Origin of the sequence: Corynebacterium nuruki S6-4, assembly GCF_007970465.1 — a bacterium.
Taxonomy (GTDB): Bacteria; Actinomycetota; Actinomycetes; order Mycobacteriales; family Mycobacteriaceae; genus Corynebacterium; species Corynebacterium nuruki.
Map to the genome: position 1 here is coordinate 1,685,132 of NZ_CP042429.1, position 19,171 is coordinate 1,704,302.

Sequence of the window (19,171 nt, forward strand, 5' to 3'; positions counted from 1 at the left end):
ACGCGTTCGGACCCCGAACATCACGCGCGTCACAACCGCTCCGCGGACCGTTACCTGAATACCCCCGTAAGTCACCCCCGGTCCGGTGTCGGCGTCCCCGCAGACTCCGGACGCCCACCCGGACACCACAGCCGGGCGGGCGCATCCGGACGCTCCTGTCCGCCCGTCCGATAGGGTTGGCGTGTGGGATATCACAGCGCCGCACCGGAACGCCGGTCGCCGACAGCGACCGGGTCGCCCCGCGCGCGTGCCGCGGCCACCCTGGCCGCCGCCGTCCTGATCGGTGGAATTCTCGCCGCAGCAGCCCTGATTCCCCTGCTCAGCGGTGCCGGATGGACCGTCAACACGGCCGCCGGCACGGTCAACACGAACCTCTCCGACATCGACGAGAACCGCTCCCTGCCCCTGGCCACCACCGTGACCGACCGGAACGGCACCCCGATCGCCCATCTCTACGACCAGCGCCGTTACCAGGCGGACTCCGCCGACATCGCCGATTCAGCCAAAGCCGCCATCGTCGCGATCGAGGACCGTCGCTTCTACGACCACGACGGGGTGGACCTGCGCGGCACCGCCCGCGCCCTGACCGCCAACCTCTCCAGCGGCGGCGTGGCCCAGGGCGCCTCCACACTCGACCAGCAGTACATCAAGAACTACCTCCTGCTCATCGAGGCCGACGACGATGACGAGCGCACCGCCGCCACCGAAACCTCCTTCGCCCGCAAGCTCCGCGAGATGAAGATGGCCATCGATCTCGACCGGAACTACTCCAAGGACGAGATCCTCACCCGGTACCTCAACCTCGTCGAGTTCGGCCACGGCGCCTACGGGATCGAGGCCGCGGCGCGGACCTACTTCGACACCACCGCCGCCCAACTCACGGTCCCCCAGTCCGCACTGCTCGCCGGGATCGTCCAGTCCGCGTCCCTGCACGACCCCTACTCCCGTCCCGACGATGCGCTCGCCCGGCGCAACGCCGTCCTCGACGCCATGGTCACCGCCGGCACACTCTCCCCGGCCGACCGGGACACCTACGCCGGACAGTCGCTCGCCGACACCGGACTCACCGACTCCCCCACCGTCGAACCCCAGGGCTGCATCAGCGCCGGCGACGCCGGGTTCTTCTGCGACTACGCGCTCTCCTGGCTCGACAAGCACGGACTCGATTCCGCCGCCCTCGCCGGCGGCGGGTACACCGTCCGGACCTCGCTCGACCCCGCCGCCCAGCAGTCGGCGGTGGACGCCGCCCGGCGCCAGGCGGACCCCGCGACCCCCGGCGTCGCCCTCACCACCGACCTCATCGCACCGCGGGAGAACTCGCACGAGGTCGTGGCCATGGCCTCCTCCCGGGTCTACGGACTCGACGAGGACGCCGGCCAGACCGTCCTGCCGCTCACCCACGCCACCGAAGGCAACGGTGCAGGCAGTATCTTCAAGCTCTTCGCCGCGGCGTCCGGAATGGAACGGGGCATGGTCGGACTCGACGACGTCCTCGACGTCCCCCGCCGGATCGAGGTCTCCGGAATGGGCAGCGGCGGCGCCGACTACTGTCCGGCCGAGAAGTACTGCGTCGAGAACACCGGCAACTTCGCCCCCCGCATGACCCTCCGGGAGGCACTCGCCACCAGCCCCAACACACCGTTCGTCGGCCTCGCCCAGCGGATCGGAGTGGGGCCGGTGGCCGACCTCGCCGCCCGGCTCGGACTGCGCTCCCTGGCGGAACCCGGCAGCGCCGGCCTCAGCGGCGACGAGGCGGACCTCAGCATGGTCGAGTCCGCCACGAACACGAACATGGGGTCCTTCGTCCTCGGGCCGGTGTCCGTGAACCCCGTGGAACTGGCGAACGTCTCCGCCAGCCTCGCCGACCACGGCCGCTGGTGCGAACCCGACCCCGTCCTGTCCGTCACCGACTCCGCCGGCCACGACGTCGACCTGGACCGGACCCCCTGCGAGCAGGTCCTCGACCCGAAAGTCGCCGACTCGCTCGCCGCCGGCATGACCGGGGACGCCGGCACCGGCACCGCCGGCGGTGCCGCGAAGGCGACCGGGTGGAACCGCCCGGTCGCCGCCAAGACCGGCACCACCGAGACCAACCTCTCCGCGGCGTTCCTCGGGTTCACCCCGGGGCTCGCCGGGGCGTCCTACGCCTTCAACGACGGCTGGCAGGTCCAGCAGCTGTGCACCGACCCGCTGCGGCAGTGCGCATCAGGGAACCTGTTCGGCGGCGGCGAACCCGCCCGGGCCTTCTTCACCGCCGCCAACTCCGTCATCGACCGGTACGGTGGCGCCGCCCCGCTGCCCGCCGCCGACCCCCGCTTCCTCCACGGGACCGGACGCCCCGTCAGGTAGCCGACGACCGGCCCGTCACGCCCTGTCACGCCCCGCCTCACGCTGACTCACCCGGTCCGGCCCGTGCCCGACCCCGGTCCCGCCCCGGCCGCGCGCAGGTAGACTCAGCCGGGTGATCACCCGTCGAGAACACCGCCCGACCGACCGATCCGCGCGTACCGCCGGCCGGAGCCCCGTCCACACCCTCGCCACGACCGCCGCCGTGGCCGGTGGCGCCGGCCTCGCCACCCTGGCCGGCGGCATCCTCGGCACCAGGGACTTCATCCTGCGCGAGGTCACCGTCCCCGCACTGGCGCCGGAGACCTTCGCCCGCCGCCGCGACCGGGCAGAGACCCAGGGGGTCCACGGCCAGCCGGGATCCGCCGGCGACGCCTTCCGCATCCTCCATGTCTCCGACCTCCACATGCTCGCCCACCAGCGACTCAAGCAGCGCTGGGTGGCCTCCCTCGCCGCCCTGCAGCCGGACCTCGTGGTCGACACCGGCGACAACCTCGGCGAGAAGGAGGCGGTTCCCGCGGTGCTGCGCGCCCTCGGCCCGCTGCTGTCCTTCCCCGGCGTCTTCGTCTTCGGCAGCAACGACTACTACGCCCCGCACCCGGTGAACCCGGTGAACTACCTGCTGGGGAAGAAGAATCCGCCGAGCGACATCGACCTGCCGTGGCAGGGCATGCGCGCGGCGTTCATCGAACACGGCTGGCAGGACGCCACCCACCGCCGCACCGACTTCACCGCCGGCGGACTGCGCCTGGCCGTCGGCGGGGTGGACGATCCGCACCTCGACCGGGACGACTACGCCTCCCTGGCCGGTGGCCCGAATCCGGACGCCGACCTCGCCCTCGGCCTCACCCACGCCCCCGAGCCACGGGTCCTCGACGACTTCGCCGCCGACGGCTACCAGCTGGTGCTCGCCGGCCACACCCACGGCGGTCAGCTGTGCCTGCCCGGCGGGCGGGCGGTCGTCACCAACTGCGGCATCGACCGCTCCCGGGTCGCGGGCGCCTCCCGGTGGTCCGAGCGGATGTGGCTGCACGTCTCCAACGGGCTGGGCACCTCGAAGTATGTCCCGGTCCGGCTCTTCTGCCGACCGTCGGCGACCCTGATCAACGTCGTGGAACGTTCCGCCTGACAATATCGCTGATGACCTGGTGTTTTGCCTGTCTTCGGCGGGACGTCTATAGTTCTAAGTCGTTGCGACAACGGATGTCCGCGAGACAGCCGCTGCCGTTCCAGACCGGGGTATGGCGCAGCTTGGCAGCGCGCTTCGTTCGGGACGAAGAGGTCGTGGGTTCAAATCCCGCTACCCCGACAGCCAGAGAAACACCCTCTGACCTGCACAGCAGGTCAGAGGGTGTTTTTCGTTGTGCATGGTCGGAGTCGGGTCAGGGTCACGCCGTGACGTCGTTTTGACTACCCGCCGCTGACGCGCGACGCACCGACTCAGCCGGAGTTGTCCCGAGCTGACCCGATTCTGCGGTTCTGGCCCGACGGAACTGACCGATCCGGGTCAGCTCGGGTCACCACGACGTCCTCGGGACGACCGGCCGACCGGTGCCAGCCCGGGTCAGATCAGGGCGCCCGCCGGCCCCAGGTCCACCCGGCGCATCGCGTCGGTGGAGGAATTCCAGGAGTCCGAGACCTCCGCCGTGAGCACCCGGGTGCCGTCGGCGCGGGTCTCGATCCACGGGTCGCGCAGGGCCACGTCCACCAGAGAGAACCGGGCGGTCGCATGGACGGTCCCCCGGTAGCGCTCCGTACTCCCCACCGAGCCGTCCGCGGTGAACCCGACCCGACCGTCATCGAGCACCACCGCACCGTCCCGACCCTTCAGCCCGCCCTGGGCGGCCTCGGCGGCACGGGCGACCAGGTCGGCGTCCAGCACGAGATCGGGACTGGCGGGGGCGGGCGTATTCGGTCCTGGTCCGGTGGAGAACGGCACCGGGACGTAGATCTCCTCGGCGGCGTTGACCGAGCCGGCGGCCGGGTAGACGTAGACGCCGAACCGGTCCCCCGGCGTCTCCGCGGGCGGGTCGACGGTCAGGCGTGCGGTGAAGGTTCCGTCGTCCTCCATCCGCTGCGCCTCGCGGGCGATGGGCGTACGCATGTCGACCGGTGCGGTGGGCAGGGCGGCGAGACTGTCGTCCGGGAGAACCCAGGCGAGCTGGTCGTGGGGGTGGGTGCGGGCCTCCCCCGGCGCACCCTCGGACGGCCGCCAGGTCTCCCCGAATCCGCTGTAGAGGACATAGACACCGTTCGCGGTCCCGGGCGGGACCGGCATGACGAACCCGCCCCGGTTGGCCTCCGGTGAGAAGCCGTTGCCGTGGACGAGGAGCACATCGCCGCGGTGCACCGGGGTTTCCCCGGTGACCGGGGTGCCGTCTTCACGGGTGACGGTGATCTGCGGGTTCTCGGTGACCTCGGGGAAGAGCGGGAGGGAGTCGGGGACGGTGGGCATCGCCGCCGATGCCGCGGGGGCGGCGACGACAGCGGGGACAGTGAGTGCGGACAGGAGCAGGCCGGACGCCACAACGGCTGTAGCGGAGACGGCCCCGGTGCGGGGTAGGAACGTCATACCCCACATTCTAACCTGGTGAGGCTAACCTCAGAACTCTTCGTAGATGGCGGGGTCCTGACCCTTCAGCCGCCCGTCGGGGCGTCCGAGCGCGGTGATCGCCGCGACCTCCTCGTCCGAGAGCGTCACCGACAGCGACGCCAGGTTCTCCCGCTGCCGGTCCCGGTGGGCCGCCTTCGGGATGGCGGTCACCCCGCGCGCCCGGTGCCAGGCGAGGACCACCTGACCGGCGGTCACCCCGTGGGCCTCGGCCGCGGCGGTGACCGGCGCGGCGTCCAGCGCGGCCCCGCGGCCGAGCGGGCTCCATGCCTCAACGGTGATGCCGTGGTCGAGGTTCCAGTCGAGCGTGCCGCCGACGGCCGCGGTCTGCGGGTACGCCGGGTGCAGTTCGATCTGGTTGACCTCGGGCAGTTCCCCGGTTTCGCGCTGCAGTGCCTCAAGGTGCTCCGGCAGGAAGTTGCACACCCCGACGTGGCGGACCAGCCCCTGTTCGCGGGCGTCGAGCAGCGCCTTCCACGCCTCGACGTAGTGCCCCTGGGCGGGGTTCGGCCAGTGGATGAGGTAGAGGTCGACCGGGCCGATGCCGCTGCGCCAGACGCTCTCGGCGACGGTGTCCAGGGCGTCCGACCGCTCCTGGTACCGGCCGGGCAGTTTACTGGTGTAGATCACCTCGTCGCGGGTGACGGTACCCGCCTCGACGGCGGCCCGGATGCCGGCGCCGACCGTCCCCTCGTTCTCGTAGTTGTAGGCCGAGTCGACGAGCCGGTAACCGAGCTCCAGTGCTCCGGTGACGGCCGCCGCCCCGGCTTCGCCGCGGAGTTTGTAGGTCCCGAAGCCGATCTCGGGGAGCGTGAGCCGGGCAGGCGCCGTGCCGCCCTCTGTCGTCTGTGTCGTTTCTGTGGTCTGTGCCATAGCGCCCCAGGGTAGGCCCGCGCCGCGGCGACCTGCCACGACCGCACCACAAGGTGCCTGTTAGAGTGGGAAACACGCATACGGCTCCACTGGTGTACGTCATTCACTCGAGTGGGCCGCTCCGCGGGACCGGAGTCGTGGGCGGATGTCACGGTCGTCGCATATGCCATGCCGTATCCGGCACCGGACCGCGACGGACCATCCCAGCCACAGATTTCCGGAGGTGCTGCAGCAGACGTGAGCGTCCTCGCCGTCCCCCTTGTCCTCCTGGCCCTCCTGGCCGTCACACCGCTGCTGGTGAAGACCCTCGACCGGAACGCCGGGTGGGTCCTCGCCGCGGCGTTCCTCGGCACGGCCGGCTACATCCTGACCACCGGGGCGGCCGACATCATCGACGGCCGACCGGCGACCTTCTCCGTGACCTGGCTGCCGGACGCCCTGCCCGGCGGCGGCGACATCGACGCCGCCCTGTCCATGGACGCCACAGGACTGTTCTTCACCCTCCTCGCCCTGCTCATCGGCACCGCGGTGTTCAGTTACTCGACGCGGTACCTGCACCGCACCGCCGAGGGCGAGGGTGTGATGAGTTTCTACGTCCTCATGACGGCCTTCATGGCCTCCGTCGTCCTGCTCTTCCTCGCCGATGACGTCACCCTGCTGTTCGTCGGCTGGGAACTGGTCTCCCTCGCCTCGTTCTTCCTCATCGCCCGGTCGGGCCACAGCGGTGAGCACGGCGCGGTCCGGACCCTGCTGCTCACCTTCACCGGCGGACTCGCCCTGCTCGTCGCCCTCGGCATCGCCGTCGCCGCGACCGGTACCACGAGCCTGTCCGGCATCCTCGCCAGCGACGTGTGGGGCACCGACGACGTGCGCACCGGCATCGTCGCCGTCCTCGTCGCGGTCGCCGGGTTCTCGAAGGCCGCCCAGTTCCCCTTCCACGTGTGGCTGCCCGAGGCGATGGCCGCCGCCACCCCGGTCTCCGCGTTCCTGCACGCCGCCGCCGTGGTGAAGGCCGGCATCTACCTGCTGCTCCGCTTCTCCACGGTCTTCGCCGATGTCGCGGTGTGGAACTGGCTGCTCATCATCACCGGCATGTCGACCGCGGTCATGGCGGCGGTCTTCGCCTGCCAGAAGACGGACCTGAAGAAGCTCACCGCCTACTCCACCGTCTCGCAGCTGGGCTGGATCGTCGCCACGATCGGCGTGGGCACCCCGGTCGCGCTGGCCGCCGCGGTGGTGCACACCGCGGCCCACGCGATGTTCAAGTCCTCCCTGTTCATGGTCATCGGTGTGGTCGACCACCAGACCGGGACCCGGGACATCCGCTACCTCGGTGCGCTGTGGCGCCGGATGCCGTGGACCTTCACCGGTGCCCTGCTGGCCGTGGCATCCATGGCGGGCATCCCGCCGCTGCTCGGGTTCGTGTCGAAGGAGGGCATGCTCGCCGCCTTCGGGGACGCCCCGGTCGGGGACGCCGGTCAGGTCATCCTGCTCGTCGCCGCCGGTCTCGGTGCCCTGGCGACCTTCCTCTATTCGGGCCGCTACCTGTTCGGCGCCTTCATCGACGGGCCCACCGCCCCTGCCGTCTCACCGTCGATCACCCCGACCGACCGGGTCCGGGAGGCCTCACCGGTGTTCTGGCTGCCGGCGGTGCTGCCCGGCGTCCTGTCACTGCCCGCCGTCCTCGTCCTCTCCGCCGCCGACCGGCCGCTGGACACCCTCGTGGCGTCCCTGCTGCCCGGCGACGCCGACGCCCACCACAGCCACCTCGCCCTCTGGCACGGCTGGGGCGTCCCGTTGGCGGTGACGCTGGCCGTGATCGTCGTCGGCGCCGTGCTGCTGGCCTACCGGTCGCGCTGGTCCGCCCGACTGGCGGCCCGCAAGCTGTTCCCCTTCACCGGAACCGAGTTCATCGGCGCCACGGTCGAGGGCGCGACCCGCTGGGGACGCCTCGCCAATCTCCCCGGCAGGTCCCTGAGCCCCAACGGGCACGTGCTGTGGATCCTCGCGATGGTGCTCGGTCTCACCGCCGCCGCCTTCTTCGGCGCCGGCGGTCTCGAGGAGATGGGCGACCTGCCGCCGCGGACCCCCGGCATCGACCAGGTCAGCGATCTCCCGGGACTCATCATCATCGTCCTGGTGGTCATGGCGGTCATCTCCACCCGCTCGCGGCTGGGCTCGGTCATCCTCGTGGGTGTCGCCGGTGCCGGTGTCTCGTGGATCATGCTGACTCTCGGCGCCCCCGATGTCGCGCTGACGAACCTCATGGTGGAGTTCATCGTCACCGTGTTCCTCATGCTCGTCGTCCGTCACCAGCCGCGCCTCTACCTGCGCGAGGGCGAGAACCGCACCAAGTTCTCGGTGATGATCGCCACCCTCGTCGGCCTCGTCGTCTTCGTCGGGTCCTGGCTGCTGGTCGGCCGGCACGGCAAGCCGGAACTGTCGCAGTGGTACCTCGACAACGGGCCGGAGGTGTCCGGTGCGCACAATGTCGTCGCCTCGATCATCGTGGAGTTCCGTGGCTTCGACACGCTCGGCGAACTGTGCGTGCTGGGGATGGCGGGCATCGTCATCGCCTCGGTCGTCGGCTCGGTGCCCCGTTCCCGGCTCCCCGGTTACGGTCCGGGCTCCAGCGCGGAGCAGTTCCGCAAGAAGGGGTCCACGAAGTTCCCCGACGTGCACAAGGTGCCCGAACTCGCTCCGTTCTACTCCCGCTACCTGCGCAGTACGTACCTGAACTCGATCCTGGGCCGCACGGTCGTCTGGCCGCTGCTCGGTGTGCTGGCGGTGTACTCCGCCGTGACGTTCTGGCGGGGCCACCAGGCTCCCGGCGGCGGTTTCCTCGCCGCCCTGATGCTCTCGCTGGGCATCGTGTTCTGGTACCTGATCCAGCCGACCGCACGGCAGATCGGCGGCCGGGACCTCGGGTACCGCATCATCGGTGCCGGGATGCTCCTCGCGCTGGTCACCGGTCTCATCGGCTACTTCCACGGTGGTTTCCTCACCCCGATCTACGCCGATGTCCTCGGCGAACACCTCACGACCTCGCTGCTCTTCGACGCGGGCGTGTACCTCGCCGTCATCGGCACCGTCATCGTCGTCGTCAACACCCTCGGTGGGCGGGAACGCCCGGGGGCCGCACCGGACGCCGCCCAGAAGGCCAGCCCGGTGGAACCGGTCCCGGCCACCGGGCGGACAACGAAGAAAGAGAAGGCAGCGAAGGAGAAGGAGGCGGAGGTCCAGTGATCATCTCAGCGATCATCGCGGTACTCGTCGCCGGCGGCGTGTACCTGATCATGCAGCGCGGCATGGTGCGCATCATCATCGGCACCACACTGATCAGCCACGGCGTGAACCTCCTGCTGCTGGCCACCGGCGTCGGCGCCTGGCGCTCCGACCCGATCAGCGACCTCAGTTCCCCGGCGGACGCCTCCGACCCGCTCCCCCAGGCCTTCGTCCTCACCGCCATCGTCATCTCCATGGCCACGACCGCGGTCATGCTGGCCATGGCCGCACTGAGCAAGGACGACGACACCCGCTCCGCCGAGGACACCGACCGCGCCCAGCGCGACGCCCGCAATCTCGACACCCGTGGCCGGTCCGCGGTGCGCATCAAGGCTGATTCCGCCCGCGCTGCCCGCCGCCGGTCCCGCGAGGAGGAGCACTGATGGATATCGTCCCCGCGACACTGCTCCCGCTCTTCATCGTCGTCCCGCTCATGTCCGCGGCCGTCGCCGCGGTCCTGCCCTGGTCGGTCCCCCGCCGGATCCTCGCCCTGGGCGTCCCGGTGGTCGGACTCGTCGGCGGCGTCCTGCTGCTGCTCACCGTCAGCGGCGGTGAGGGCGACGGGCCGACCGTGCTCGCCGACCCGATCGGGAACTTCATCGGCGGGGTGTCCATCCCGCTGGCCGCGGACACGCTCTCCGCCCTGATGATCACCACCACCTCCGTCGTCGCACTCGCGGCGAACTGGTTCGGGGAGGTCGTCGCGGAGACCCGGACCCGGTTCTACCCGGCGATGACCCTCATGCTGCTCGGCGGCGCGTGGGGTGCACTGCTCACCGCCGACCTGTTCAACCTCTTCGTGTTCATCGAGATCATGCTGATGCCGTCCTTCGGACTGCTGGCGATGACCGGCACCTGGGCACGGCTCGCGGCGGGCCGCATGTTCGTCCTGGTCAACCTGGTCACCTCGATGGTGCTGCTGGCCGGGGTCGGCCTGGTCTACGGCGTGGTGGGCACCACCAACCTCGCCGCGCTCGCCGGTGCGGCCGGGCCGCGGGGCGCCGGCGGCTTCGCCGAGGGCATCAACGGCACGCGGTGGCAGCTGTGGCTCGCCCTCGGCATGGTGCTCATCGCACTGTGCGTGAAGTCCGGCGCGACCCCGGTGCACACCTGGCTGCCCCGCTCCTACGGCGCCACCTCGCCGTCGGTGATGGCCCTGTTCTCCGGCCTGCACACCAAGGTCGGCGTGTACGCGGTACTGCGGGTCTACATGACCGTCTTCGAGGGGGACGGCCGGTGGTCGGTCGCGATCCTGGTCTTCGCCGTGGCCGGTATGCTCATCGGCGGGTACGCGGCTCTGGCGGAGACCTCGCTGCGCGGGGTCATCGCCTACCAGATGGTCAACGGCATCCCGTTCATCCTCGTCGCCCTCGCGTTCCTCGGCGGGGATCCGCAGTTCATGCTCTCCGCCGGGGTGTTCTACATGCTGCACCACATGATCAGTGCGGCGGCGATGATCCTGTCGGCCGGCGCGATCGAGGAGACCTACGGGACCGGCCGGCTGCGCCGCCTGTCCGGCCTGATGCGGCGGGACCCGCTGGTCTCGACCGTGTTCGCCGCCGCGGCCCTGTCCATCGCCGGGTTCCCGCCGTTCTCCGGAATGTGGGGCAAGCTGCTGCTGTTGTTCGGCATCGAGTCGGACACCGGCTGGACGGTGTGGGTCGGTGCCGGTGCGGTCGTCGTGGCGTCCCTCGGTGCGCTGCTCAGCCTCGTCTACGCCTGGCGGAAGGCGTTCTGGGGGCGTCCGATGGACAAGCGCGACATGGATCCGGAGCTGGCGGTCGGCACGTCCCTGACGTTGCCGTCGGCGACGCTCATGGTGGTCAGCGTGGCCATGTTCCTCGCTGCGGGTCCGGTGACCGGACTGACGAAGGACGCCGCCTCGTCCCTCACCGACACGACCGCCTATGTCGGTGCGGTGCTCGGTGGCGACGACGGTGACGGCAGCAGTGCCGTCGGCGTGGTCCTCCCCGACGACGGGGGCGGCAGCGGCATGCTGCGGCCCGGACCTGAGCACGGCACCGGCCACGGCCCCGGAGACAGCACCGAAGGAGATGATGCACGGTGAAGTGGCTGAGAACGACCGGGCACGTCATCCGGTACATCGTCTGGCTGCTCGGCCAGATCATCAAGGAATCCGTCGTCATGGCCTCGGACACGTTCACCACGGGCCGCAACATCGCCCCGGTGATCGTCTACTACCCGCTGCGGGTGACGAAGGAGCGTGACGTCGCGTTCCTCATCTCCTCGGTCACCATGACGCCGGGCACGCTGGCCCTCGGTGTCACCGGCCCGAGGGAGGTCGACGAGGACGCCGCGGCGGGCAAACGCTCGACCGACAATGTCGCCGCCACCGGGTCGGCGGAGTTCCGCACCCACGGTCTCCCCCGCGTCCAGCGGTTCCTCGCCGTCCACGCCATGTACGGTTCCGACCCGCACGAACTGCTGCACTCCCTGGCCGTGATGGAGGGGAAGCTGGTCCCGTCCGTGCGGAAGAAGAAGCCGGAGTTCGACGTCGAGCACCTCACCGAGCGCGGCGTCCCCGGTCCCCGTGGGTACCGCGGTACCCACGGTGGCCGTGCCAGTGAGGACGGCACCTTCGACATCGACAAGGTGGACTCCACCCCGCACGCCACCGCGTTCGTCGCGGCGATCATGCGGCAGGAGGACGAACTCGATGAGGCGGACCTGCCCGACCTCACCCGGGAGGAGCGGGAGCGCATCGCCCGGGAACACGCCCGCAAGGCCGGCGAGCACCGGGCCGCCGAGACCAAGCGGAAGCGGGAGGCCCGTGCCGCGAAGGCCGCGCAGCAGGCCGAGGAGGTCGACTCCAGCGTCTACGAACGCGCGGCGGAGGGACTGCTCACCGGCCCGTTCGGCGTGGTGCGCCGGCCCGATGACGTCGGAACCGCCGGAGACGGCGGTGACGGCGGTGACGGGGCCGGGAAGGCCACCGGTGCTGACGCCGAGCGTCCCGGCACCGCCGCCGCGGCGGAGGCCGGACGCCGGCACCCGGGCCGGCACTCCACCTCCGCCGGGATCGGCCCGCTGGTCAACGCCTACGAGCTCCGCTCGAAGTTCCCCCAGCCGCCGTTGTATCTCAGCTCCAGGAAGAACCGCAAGGATCCCCGGGATCCGCGCAACCGGAAGAAAGGGAAGCGATGACACCCACCCATCTGCTGTGGATTTTCGCCGGCGCGGCCGGGCTGATTGTCCTGGTCTCCATGATGATGATCCTGTGGCGCGCGGTCTCCACCCGGAACGACGCCCGCCGTGCGGTCCTCGCCGACATGATCTTCGTGACCGTCATCGCGGGGTTCCTCGTGTACTGCCTGTTCCAGCGGTCGTCGATCGTCTACGACGCCGTCCTCATCGCCGGGCTCGGTGGCGCCCTGAGCACCATCGCCTACGCCCGCATCATCACGAGGGGGCGCCGGTGATGCTCCCGACCGTCTCCTCCGCCACCGTCCTGCTCGCGGCCGACGGGGCCGGACACGGCCCGCAGGACGTGCCCGAACTCGGCTGGGTCGGCGCCGTTCTCGTGGGTGTTCTCGCCCTGGCCGGCGCCGTGTTCATCCTCGTCTCCGCCGTCGCCATGTACCTTGCGCCGGACGCCCTGAGCCAGGTCAACATGCTCGGCCCCGCCATGGGTGTCGGTGTGCCGCTGCTCATCATCTCCCACCTGGTGTATTCGTGGGCGACGGTCGGTTTCGTCGCCGGTGAGTTCCTGCGCGCCGTCGTCGCGGTGGCGGCCCTGCTCGTCGTGCAGTCCGTCGGTTCCTATGTCATGGGGCGGGCGTTGCATGCCGTGCACTGGGACCACACCGTCCCGCTGTCCGGTGGTGAGAAGAACACCGCGGAGCGACCCTGACGTATCAGCTCCGGAACCTACCGGTTAACCTGAGGAGACAATCGCACTGACAGAAGGGTTTCCGGAGGTTCCTACGGTGAGTATCAGTGGGTCACCGGGCGCCCCCGGCGGTCGGTCGGCGAGCACCGGACCAGACATCGGTACCGGAACCGGCCCCGTGACCGGCACAGTGCCCGCCGCTCCGTCACCCGCTCCTGCCGACACTCCCCGGACGGCACACGATCTCACCAGGATCCGCCGGTGGGCGATCATCGCCTGGGCGGTTCTCATGGTCGTCGAGCTCTCCGTCCACGGCCTCGCCTTCGACCGCACCCGTCTGATCATCCTGCTCTGTCTCGGACTCATCGCCGCATGCATCGGACGCCACCGGACCATGTCGGTCATCCTCGACTGGGCACCGTTCGCCGTCATCCTCCTGCTCTACGACTGGACCCGCAACGCGGCCCAGACCATCAACTTCCCGGTGCAGTGGACACTCGCCCCCGAGGTGGACAAGGCCATCTTCGGGGTGGTCCCCACCGCCTGGCTGCAGGAACACCTCAAACATCCCGAGGCCGCCTGGTGGGAGGTCATCGTCGGCCTGGTGTACATGTCCTACTTCATCGCCCCTTACGCGGTGGCAGCCTGGCTGTGGCTGAAGAACCGCATGGTCTGGCGGCGGTTCGCCGCCTGTTTCATCGCGGTCTCCTTCCTCGGTCTCATCGGCTACACCTTCGTCCCCGCCGCCCCGCCGTGGGCCGCCGCCCGGTGCACCGCCGAGGAGGTCGTCGACCAACCGCACGAGGACGCCTGCATGGTCGAGCCGGAGGCCACCGAACCCGGCGGCATCCTCGGCCCCATCGACCCGGTCGATGACGGGGCGGAACCCTATGTCGAGCGGATCTCGTCGCGTGGCTGGGACGTGCTGAACATCCACGTCGCCGCCAGTCTGATCGAGATCGGCCAGGGCAAGTCGAACCTGGTCGCGGCGATCCCCTCCCTGCATGCCGCACTGACGATGCTGCTGGCCATGTTCCTGTGGCCCCGCACCGACCGACGGTGGCGGCCGTTGCTGCTGCTCTACCCGTTCGCGATGGCCTTCTCACTGGTCTTCACCGCCGAGCACTATGTCTTCGACATCCTGCTGGGGTGGGCCCTGTCGGCCGTCGTGGTGTGGGCGGTGAACCTCATCGACCGGAAGGTTGTCCAGCCGCGCAACGCCCGGCGGGCGGCCCGGGTCGAGCCGTTCCCGGCCACCGGTGAGGTCGTGAACGTCACCGAGGGCTGACCGGGCCCGGGGTGGGATAACCGACGCCGACAGCGACGTTCACGACCTCCCCGGGACGTACGCCCAGCTGTACTTCCCGGGGTGGTCGGTGGAACGAACCCAGGTGCTGCTCCCGGGCGGATTTTTCGACCTACCGGTTCGCAATGTCGACATGAGGGCCGTGCCGTACGCCTAGCAGTCGTAGTACAACTCGAAGTCCAGCGTGGTGGGACGCAGCCGCGCCGGAGTGATCTCGTGGTCGACCTTCTCGGCGATGTAGCTCTCGATGAGGTCGGGTGTGAACACACCGCCCATGGTGAGGAAGTCGTGGTCCTCCTGCAGCGCCGCCAGCGACTCGTCCAACGAGGTCGGGGTGGTCGGCATCCGCTCGGCCTCCTCCGGCGGCAACTCGTAGAGGTCCTTGTCGACCGGGGCAGGCGGCTCGATGCGGTTGAGCACCCCGTCGAGTCCGGCCATCATCACCGCGGCGAAGGCGAGATAGGGGTTGCCCGACGGATCGGGCGCACGGAATTCGATCCGCTTCGCCTTCGGACTGTTGCCCGTGGCCGGAATACGGATGGCCGCCGACCGGTTCTCCGCGGAGTACACCAGGTTCGTGGGGGCCTCAAAGCCGGGGACCAGACGGTGGTACGAGTTCATTGTCGGGTTGGTGAAGGCCAGCACGGCCGGAGCGTGGGCGAGGATGCCGCCGATGTAGTAGCGGGCCATGTCCGACAGACCGCCGTAGCCGGACTCGTCGTAGAACAGCGGCCGACCGTTCTTCCACAGCGACTGGTGGATGTGCATCCCGGAGCCGCCGTCGCCCGCCAACGGCTTGGGCATGAACGTCGCCGACTTGTTGTTCGCCTTGGCGGTGTTCTTCACCACGTACTTGAAGGTCTGCAGGGCGTCCGCCGAATGCAGCAGGGTGCTGAACCGGTAGTTGATCTCCTGCTGGCCACCACTGCCCATCTCATGATGGGCCCGCTCGACGTCGAAACCGAGGTCGATGAGGTTGTCGGCGATCTCGTTCCGGAGATTCTGCAGGTGGTCGTACGGTGCCGTCGGGAAGTAGCCGCGCTTCTGGCGCACCTTGTGGCCCAGGTTGACGGTGCCGTCCGGGTCGGTGCGGGCGCCGGTGTTCCACCAGCCCTCCTCGGAATCGACCTCATGGAAGGCGGTGTTGGACCGCGAGTCGAAGCGGACCGAGTCGAAGAGGTAGAACTCGGCCTCGGCACCGAAGTAGCAGGTGTCCGCCAGCCCGGTGGACCGCAGGTATTCCTCGGCGTTGCGGGCGACATTGCGCGGATCGCGGGAGAACGGCTGCCGGGTGCGCGGATCGTGGACGAAGAACTGGACGTTGAGTGTCCGGGATTCGACGAAGGGGTCGACGTAGGCGGTGGTGAGGTCCGGCAGCAGCAGCATGTCGGACTTGTCGACGCTGGTGAAACCGCTGATGGAGGAGCCGTCGAAGGCGAGGCCCTCGGTCATGGCGTCCTCGTCGAAGGAGGCGGCGGGGACGGACAGGTGCTGTTCGGTACCGGGGACGTCGGTGAACCGGACGTCGATCCAGCGGATACCGCGCTCCCTGATGAAGCGGGACAGTCCCCCGGGGGTGGCGTCCTCGGGGGAGACGGGCAGGTCGGCTGTGGCAGCCATGGAAAAAATCGCTCCTAGCGGATTGTTCGGCGATGTCAGTGGTGTTCTGTGGTGTTCAGGGGTGTTTCAGCGGTGTTTCAGCGGTGTCAGCGCAGTTCGGGGGTCTCCCAGAGATTGAGGGTGGTGCCGATGTCGTCGGCGACCGCCCGGTCGTAGAGGTCGCAGGCCCAGGCGACGTCCTCGACGGGCATGCCGCCGATCGAGTAGCAGAAGATCTGCCCGTCATCGGTGCGTCCGGGCGCGCGGCCGGCGGCGATGTCGCCGATGTTGACGAGTTTCTCCCGCGGCAGTGACCCTTCCTTGTACATGTCCCACCAGCGGTTCCCCGGAATACCGAGGAGCTGCTCATAGGTGACGTCCGGACCGTTCTCCTCGTACCATTCCGAGTACAGCCCGGTGTAGTCGACGACGAGGTTGGCGCGGTCGCTGCGGACGAAGTCGTCGTCGAGCCGCGCGGCGGCGGGCATGAGCAGCAGGGCACCGGGTTTGAGCCAGTCGGACCGGAAGTAGGGGAAGCCCGAGGGGCCGTCCGGTGAGGTGGAGGTGCCGGCGATGAGGATGTCGGATCCCTCGACGGCCTCCTGCTCCGAGTCGACGATGCGGACCTCGGTGAGCTGCGGGTGATGGTCCCGGATCCACTGTGAGGCGCGACCGGTGGAGCCGGCGGACCGGCCCTTGATCTTCACGGTACGGATCCCGGGCCGCTGGCTGATCGCCGCGGACAGGATCGTCCTGCTCATCACACCGGGACCGATGATGCCGACGGTGGTGGCGTCCTGCACCGCGAGGTGCTTCACGCCGACGCCGGGGACGGCACCGGTGCGGTAGGCGGACAACAGGTTGGCGGACATGACCGCCTTCGGGGCGCCGGTGTCCGCGTCGTTGAGGATGAACAGGTGGATCGACCGGGGCAGTTCGTGCTTCCGGTTCTCCGTGTTCGACCCGTACCACTTCACTCCGGCCGCGCGGAAACGACCCCCGAGGTAGGCCGGCATCGCCATGAAGCGGCGGTCCGGCCCGTCGGCGGGCATGCCCTCGTGGTCGGGGTGGGCGGGGAAGTTGATCTGTGCGCCGTGGGAGTTCCCGGACGCCCCGGCCATCCGGTAGTCGCCGTCGGCGAGGAGGACGAGCGCCTCCTCCATGGTGCCGACACAGGCGGCGATATCGGTGACACCGGCCCGGATCATGTCAGGTTCGCTGAGATACCGGAAGTCGATACGGGTGGATTCTGCTGTCATGCAGGCCTTCCTGCGCCCCGCGGTCACCCGCAGGCACGTGCTGTCGGGGAAGTGGGGCACACCCCGCTTCCTGGTGAACTCGTGTCATCCACCGTAGCGGGATCCGCTCAGAAATGTTTCAGACATGTTACGTCGCAGGTCATGCGCGTTTTCCGGCGGGGGTGGTGGCCTGTCGCGGCGTCGGGGACGCCGATCGCGGGGCACGGAAAAACCGGCCCACCCCGGTAGCCACCACTGTGTGGCGGCGTCCGGGACGGACCGGCGTTCCCCGTGGGACCGGGTCAGGTCAGCTCAGGTCAGGCGTTCTTGATCTCGGTGTAGATCTCCTTCACACGGTCACGCAGGTTCTCGTCCACGTGACCCCAGTAGACCCAGCACTGCCCCTCGACCTGCTCGGACACGCCCTGCATCGCGCGGGCGATGTTGCCGGCGAGGCGCTCGCGGGCGGCATCGTCCAGCACGTCGCGCACCAGCTGACGGGGCTGGATGAAGTCGTCGTCCTCCGGGTGGCGGACGTAGGCGCCACGGGTCAGGTCGCCGCCGTAGTTCTCGTCGAACAGACCCAGGTCATCGGCCGGGCCGGTCGCGGACTCGGCACCGCGGCCGAAGCCGTACTTCGACTGGCCGGCGGCCACACCCTGCTCGACCACACCGGAGCCGTCGTCGACGTCCGCCGTACCCTCGGCACGGTCGAAGCGGTTCGGCGAGTAGGTCGGCGTCCCGGCGGCCGGGAACTCGTAGGCCGCGGCACCGTCCTTGGCGGTGTAGAAGTTGCGGTCCTTGACGATCGGCCGGTTGACCGGCAGCTGGGTGTAGTTCACACCGAGGCGGTAGCGCTGCGTGTCGGCGTAGGCGAACGTCCGGGCCATGAGCATCTTGTCCGGGGAGAAACCGATGCCGGGCACGATGTTCGACGGCGCGAACGCGGCCTGCTCGATCTGGGCGAAGAAGTTCTCCGGGTTCCGGTTCAGCGTGAAGTGGCCGACCGGGATCAGCGGGTAGTCCTTCTGCGACCAGGTCTTCGTCAGGTCGAAGGGGTTCCAGCGGTAACCCGCGGCCTCGTCGAGCGGCATGATCTGCACCTTGACGTCCCAGGTCGGGAAGTCGCCGCGCTCGATCGCGTTGTAGAGGTCCGCGCGGGAGTGGTCGAAGTCGCCGGAACCGACGACCTTGCCGGCCTCCTCATCGGTGAAGAACTCCCAGCCCTGACGGGTCTTGAAGTGGTACTTCACCCAGAACCGCTCACCGGAGGCGTTGATCCACTGGTAGGTGTGCGAGCTGAAACCGTCCATGTGCCGCAGGTCCTTCGGGATCCCGCGGTCGCCCATGAGGTAGGTGACCTGGTGGGCGGACTCCGGGCTGCGGGTCCAGAAGTCCCACTGCATGTCGGCGCTGCGCAGCCCGTTGGTGAGCCGCTTCTGGGAGCGGATGAAGTCCGGGAACTTCATGCCGTCGCGCATGAAGAACACCGGGGTGTTGTTGCCGACGATGTCGTAGTTGCCCTCCTGCGTGTAGAACTTCAGCGAGAAGCCGCGGACGTCGCGGACCGTGTCGGGGAAGCCCTGCTCACCGGCGACGGTGGAGATGCGGGCGAGCATCGGGGTGACCCGGCCGGGCTGGAACAGGTCGGCCTTCGTGTACTTCGAGACGTCCTCGGTGACGATCAGTTCACCGAAGGCGCCGGTGCCCTTGGCGTGCACGTTGCGCTCCGGGATGCGCTCCCGGTTGAAGTGGGCGTGCTTCTCGATGAGGTGCGTGTCGGTCAGGGAGATGGGTCCCTGCTCCCCGACTGTCACCGAGTGCTCCTCGGTGCGGACGGGGGCGCCGTTGACGTTGGTGGAGTGTCCGGCGTACGGACAGACGCCACGGGTCGCGATATCCTCGCTGGTGTAGCCGTTGGTGGTGTTGTCGTCAGTCATGTTTTCCTCCGGGCCTGCAGTTGTCCCAGGTTGTTCCTGGTCGTCGCTGAAAGTCACTGTCAGTCACTGTCAGTCACTGTCAGCTGCTGCGAGTCACTGTTAGTCGTTGTCGGCCGCTGTCGA

At 69.3% G+C, this 19,171-nt stretch carries 14 protein-coding genes and 1 tRNA gene; 10 read left to right on the forward strand and 5 right to left on the reverse strand.

Translation table 11 applies throughout. The features are described 5' to 3' along the window. Positions 1–183: 183 nt before the first annotated feature. The 3 genes from FSW06_RS07605 to FSW06_RS07615 all read left to right on the forward strand — a co-directional run bounded on the left by FSW06_RS07605 (position 184) and on the right by FSW06_RS07615 (position 3,655). Complete coding sequence (locus tag FSW06_RS07605; protein WP_010121046.1) at positions 184–2,349, forward strand: transglycosylase domain-containing protein; 2,166 nt, start codon at positions 184–186, stop codon at positions 2,347–2,349. Positions 2,350–2,461: 112 nt separating this feature from the next. After that, a complete protein-coding gene (locus tag FSW06_RS07610) occupies positions 2,462–3,475 on the forward strand; it encodes a metallophosphoesterase (RefSeq protein ID WP_010121048.1) in 1,014 nt (337 codons plus the stop codon). A 106-nt stretch (positions 3,476–3,581) separates the two neighbouring features. Beyond that, positions 3,582–3,655, forward strand: a tRNA-Pro gene (locus FSW06_RS07615). A 255-nt stretch (positions 3,656–3,910) separates the two neighbouring features. Here FSW06_RS07615 and FSW06_RS07620 read toward each other — a convergent pair. Together FSW06_RS07620 and FSW06_RS07625 are read right to left on the reverse strand one after the other, a co-directional pair. Continuing rightward, entirely contained in the window at positions 3,911–4,918 is a 1,008-nt protein-coding gene (locus FSW06_RS07620; RefSeq protein WP_238525975.1) for an HtaA protein, read from the reverse strand. Between the two features lie 30 nt (positions 4,919–4,948). Further along, positions 4,949–5,830, reverse strand: coding sequence for an aldo/keto reductase (locus tag FSW06_RS07625; RefSeq protein ID WP_010121051.1), 882 nt, complete (start codon positions 5,828–5,830; stop codon positions 4,949–4,951). A gap of 237 nt (positions 5,831–6,067) precedes the next feature. Between FSW06_RS07625 and FSW06_RS07630 the strand changes: the two genes are divergently transcribed. The 7 genes from FSW06_RS07630 (at position 6,068) to FSW06_RS07660 (ending at position 14,253) form a co-directional block, all read left to right on the forward strand. Further along, entirely contained in the window at positions 6,068–9,076 is a 3,009-nt protein-coding gene (locus FSW06_RS07630; protein WP_010121052.1) for a DUF4040 family protein, read from the forward strand. Next, positions 9,073–9,498 (forward strand): cation:proton antiporter subunit C, encoded by a 426-nt coding sequence (locus FSW06_RS07635; RefSeq protein WP_010121053.1) that lies wholly within the window; start codon positions 9,073–9,075, stop codon positions 9,496–9,498. The genes FSW06_RS07630 and FSW06_RS07635 overlap by 4 nt, the downstream gene beginning before the upstream one ends. Beyond that, the gene (locus tag FSW06_RS07640) at positions 9,498–11,183 is read left to right on the forward strand and encodes a monovalent cation/H+ antiporter subunit D family protein (RefSeq protein WP_010121054.1); all 1,686 of its coding nucleotides are present in this window, start codon (positions 9,498–9,500) and stop codon (positions 11,181–11,183) included. Before FSW06_RS07635 ends, FSW06_RS07640 begins: the two co-directional genes overlap by 1 nt. After that, positions 11,180–12,280, forward strand: coding sequence for a Na+/H+ antiporter subunit E (locus FSW06_RS07645; protein WP_010121056.1), 1,101 nt, complete (start codon positions 11,180–11,182; stop codon positions 12,278–12,280). Before FSW06_RS07640 ends, FSW06_RS07645 begins: the two co-directional genes overlap by 4 nt. Then, entirely contained in the window at positions 12,277–12,555 is a 279-nt protein-coding gene (locus FSW06_RS07650) for a monovalent cation/H+ antiporter complex subunit F (RefSeq protein ID WP_010121058.1), read from the forward strand. Before FSW06_RS07645 ends, FSW06_RS07650 begins: the two co-directional genes overlap by 4 nt. After that, positions 12,555–12,986, forward strand: coding sequence for a Na+/H+ antiporter subunit G (locus tag FSW06_RS07655; protein WP_010121060.1), 432 nt, complete (start codon positions 12,555–12,557; stop codon positions 12,984–12,986). Before FSW06_RS07650 ends, FSW06_RS07655 begins: the two co-directional genes overlap by 1 nt. 157 nt (positions 12,987–13,143) lie before the next feature. Further along, positions 13,144–14,253, forward strand: coding sequence for a phosphatase PAP2 family protein (locus FSW06_RS07660; protein ID WP_010121062.1), 1,110 nt, complete (start codon positions 13,144–13,146; stop codon positions 14,251–14,253). Between the two features lie 171 nt (positions 14,254–14,424). On the opposite strand, the gene glnA is transcribed toward FSW06_RS07660, so the two are convergent. From glnA to FSW06_RS07675, 3 genes are all read right to left on the reverse strand, one after another. Next, positions 14,425–15,891 carry a type I glutamate--ammonia ligase gene (gene glnA / locus FSW06_RS07665; protein ID WP_010121063.1) on the reverse strand — a complete coding sequence of 489 codons (1,467 nt, stop codon included), beginning with the start codon at positions 15,889–15,891 and terminating at the stop codon, positions 14,425–14,427. A gap of 86 nt (positions 15,892–15,977) precedes the next feature. Further along, positions 15,978–17,129, reverse strand: a complete 1,152-nt coding sequence (locus FSW06_RS07670; protein WP_010121064.1) for an ornithine cyclodeaminase family protein — start codon at positions 17,127–17,129, stop codon at positions 15,978–15,980. A 296-nt stretch (positions 17,130–17,425) separates the two neighbouring features. Next, positions 17,426–19,048: a catalase gene (locus tag FSW06_RS07675; protein ID WP_010121065.1), complete on the reverse strand. Its 1,623-nt coding sequence runs from the start codon at positions 19,046–19,048 to the stop codon at positions 17,426–17,428. Positions 19,049–19,171: the final 123 nt, after the last annotated feature.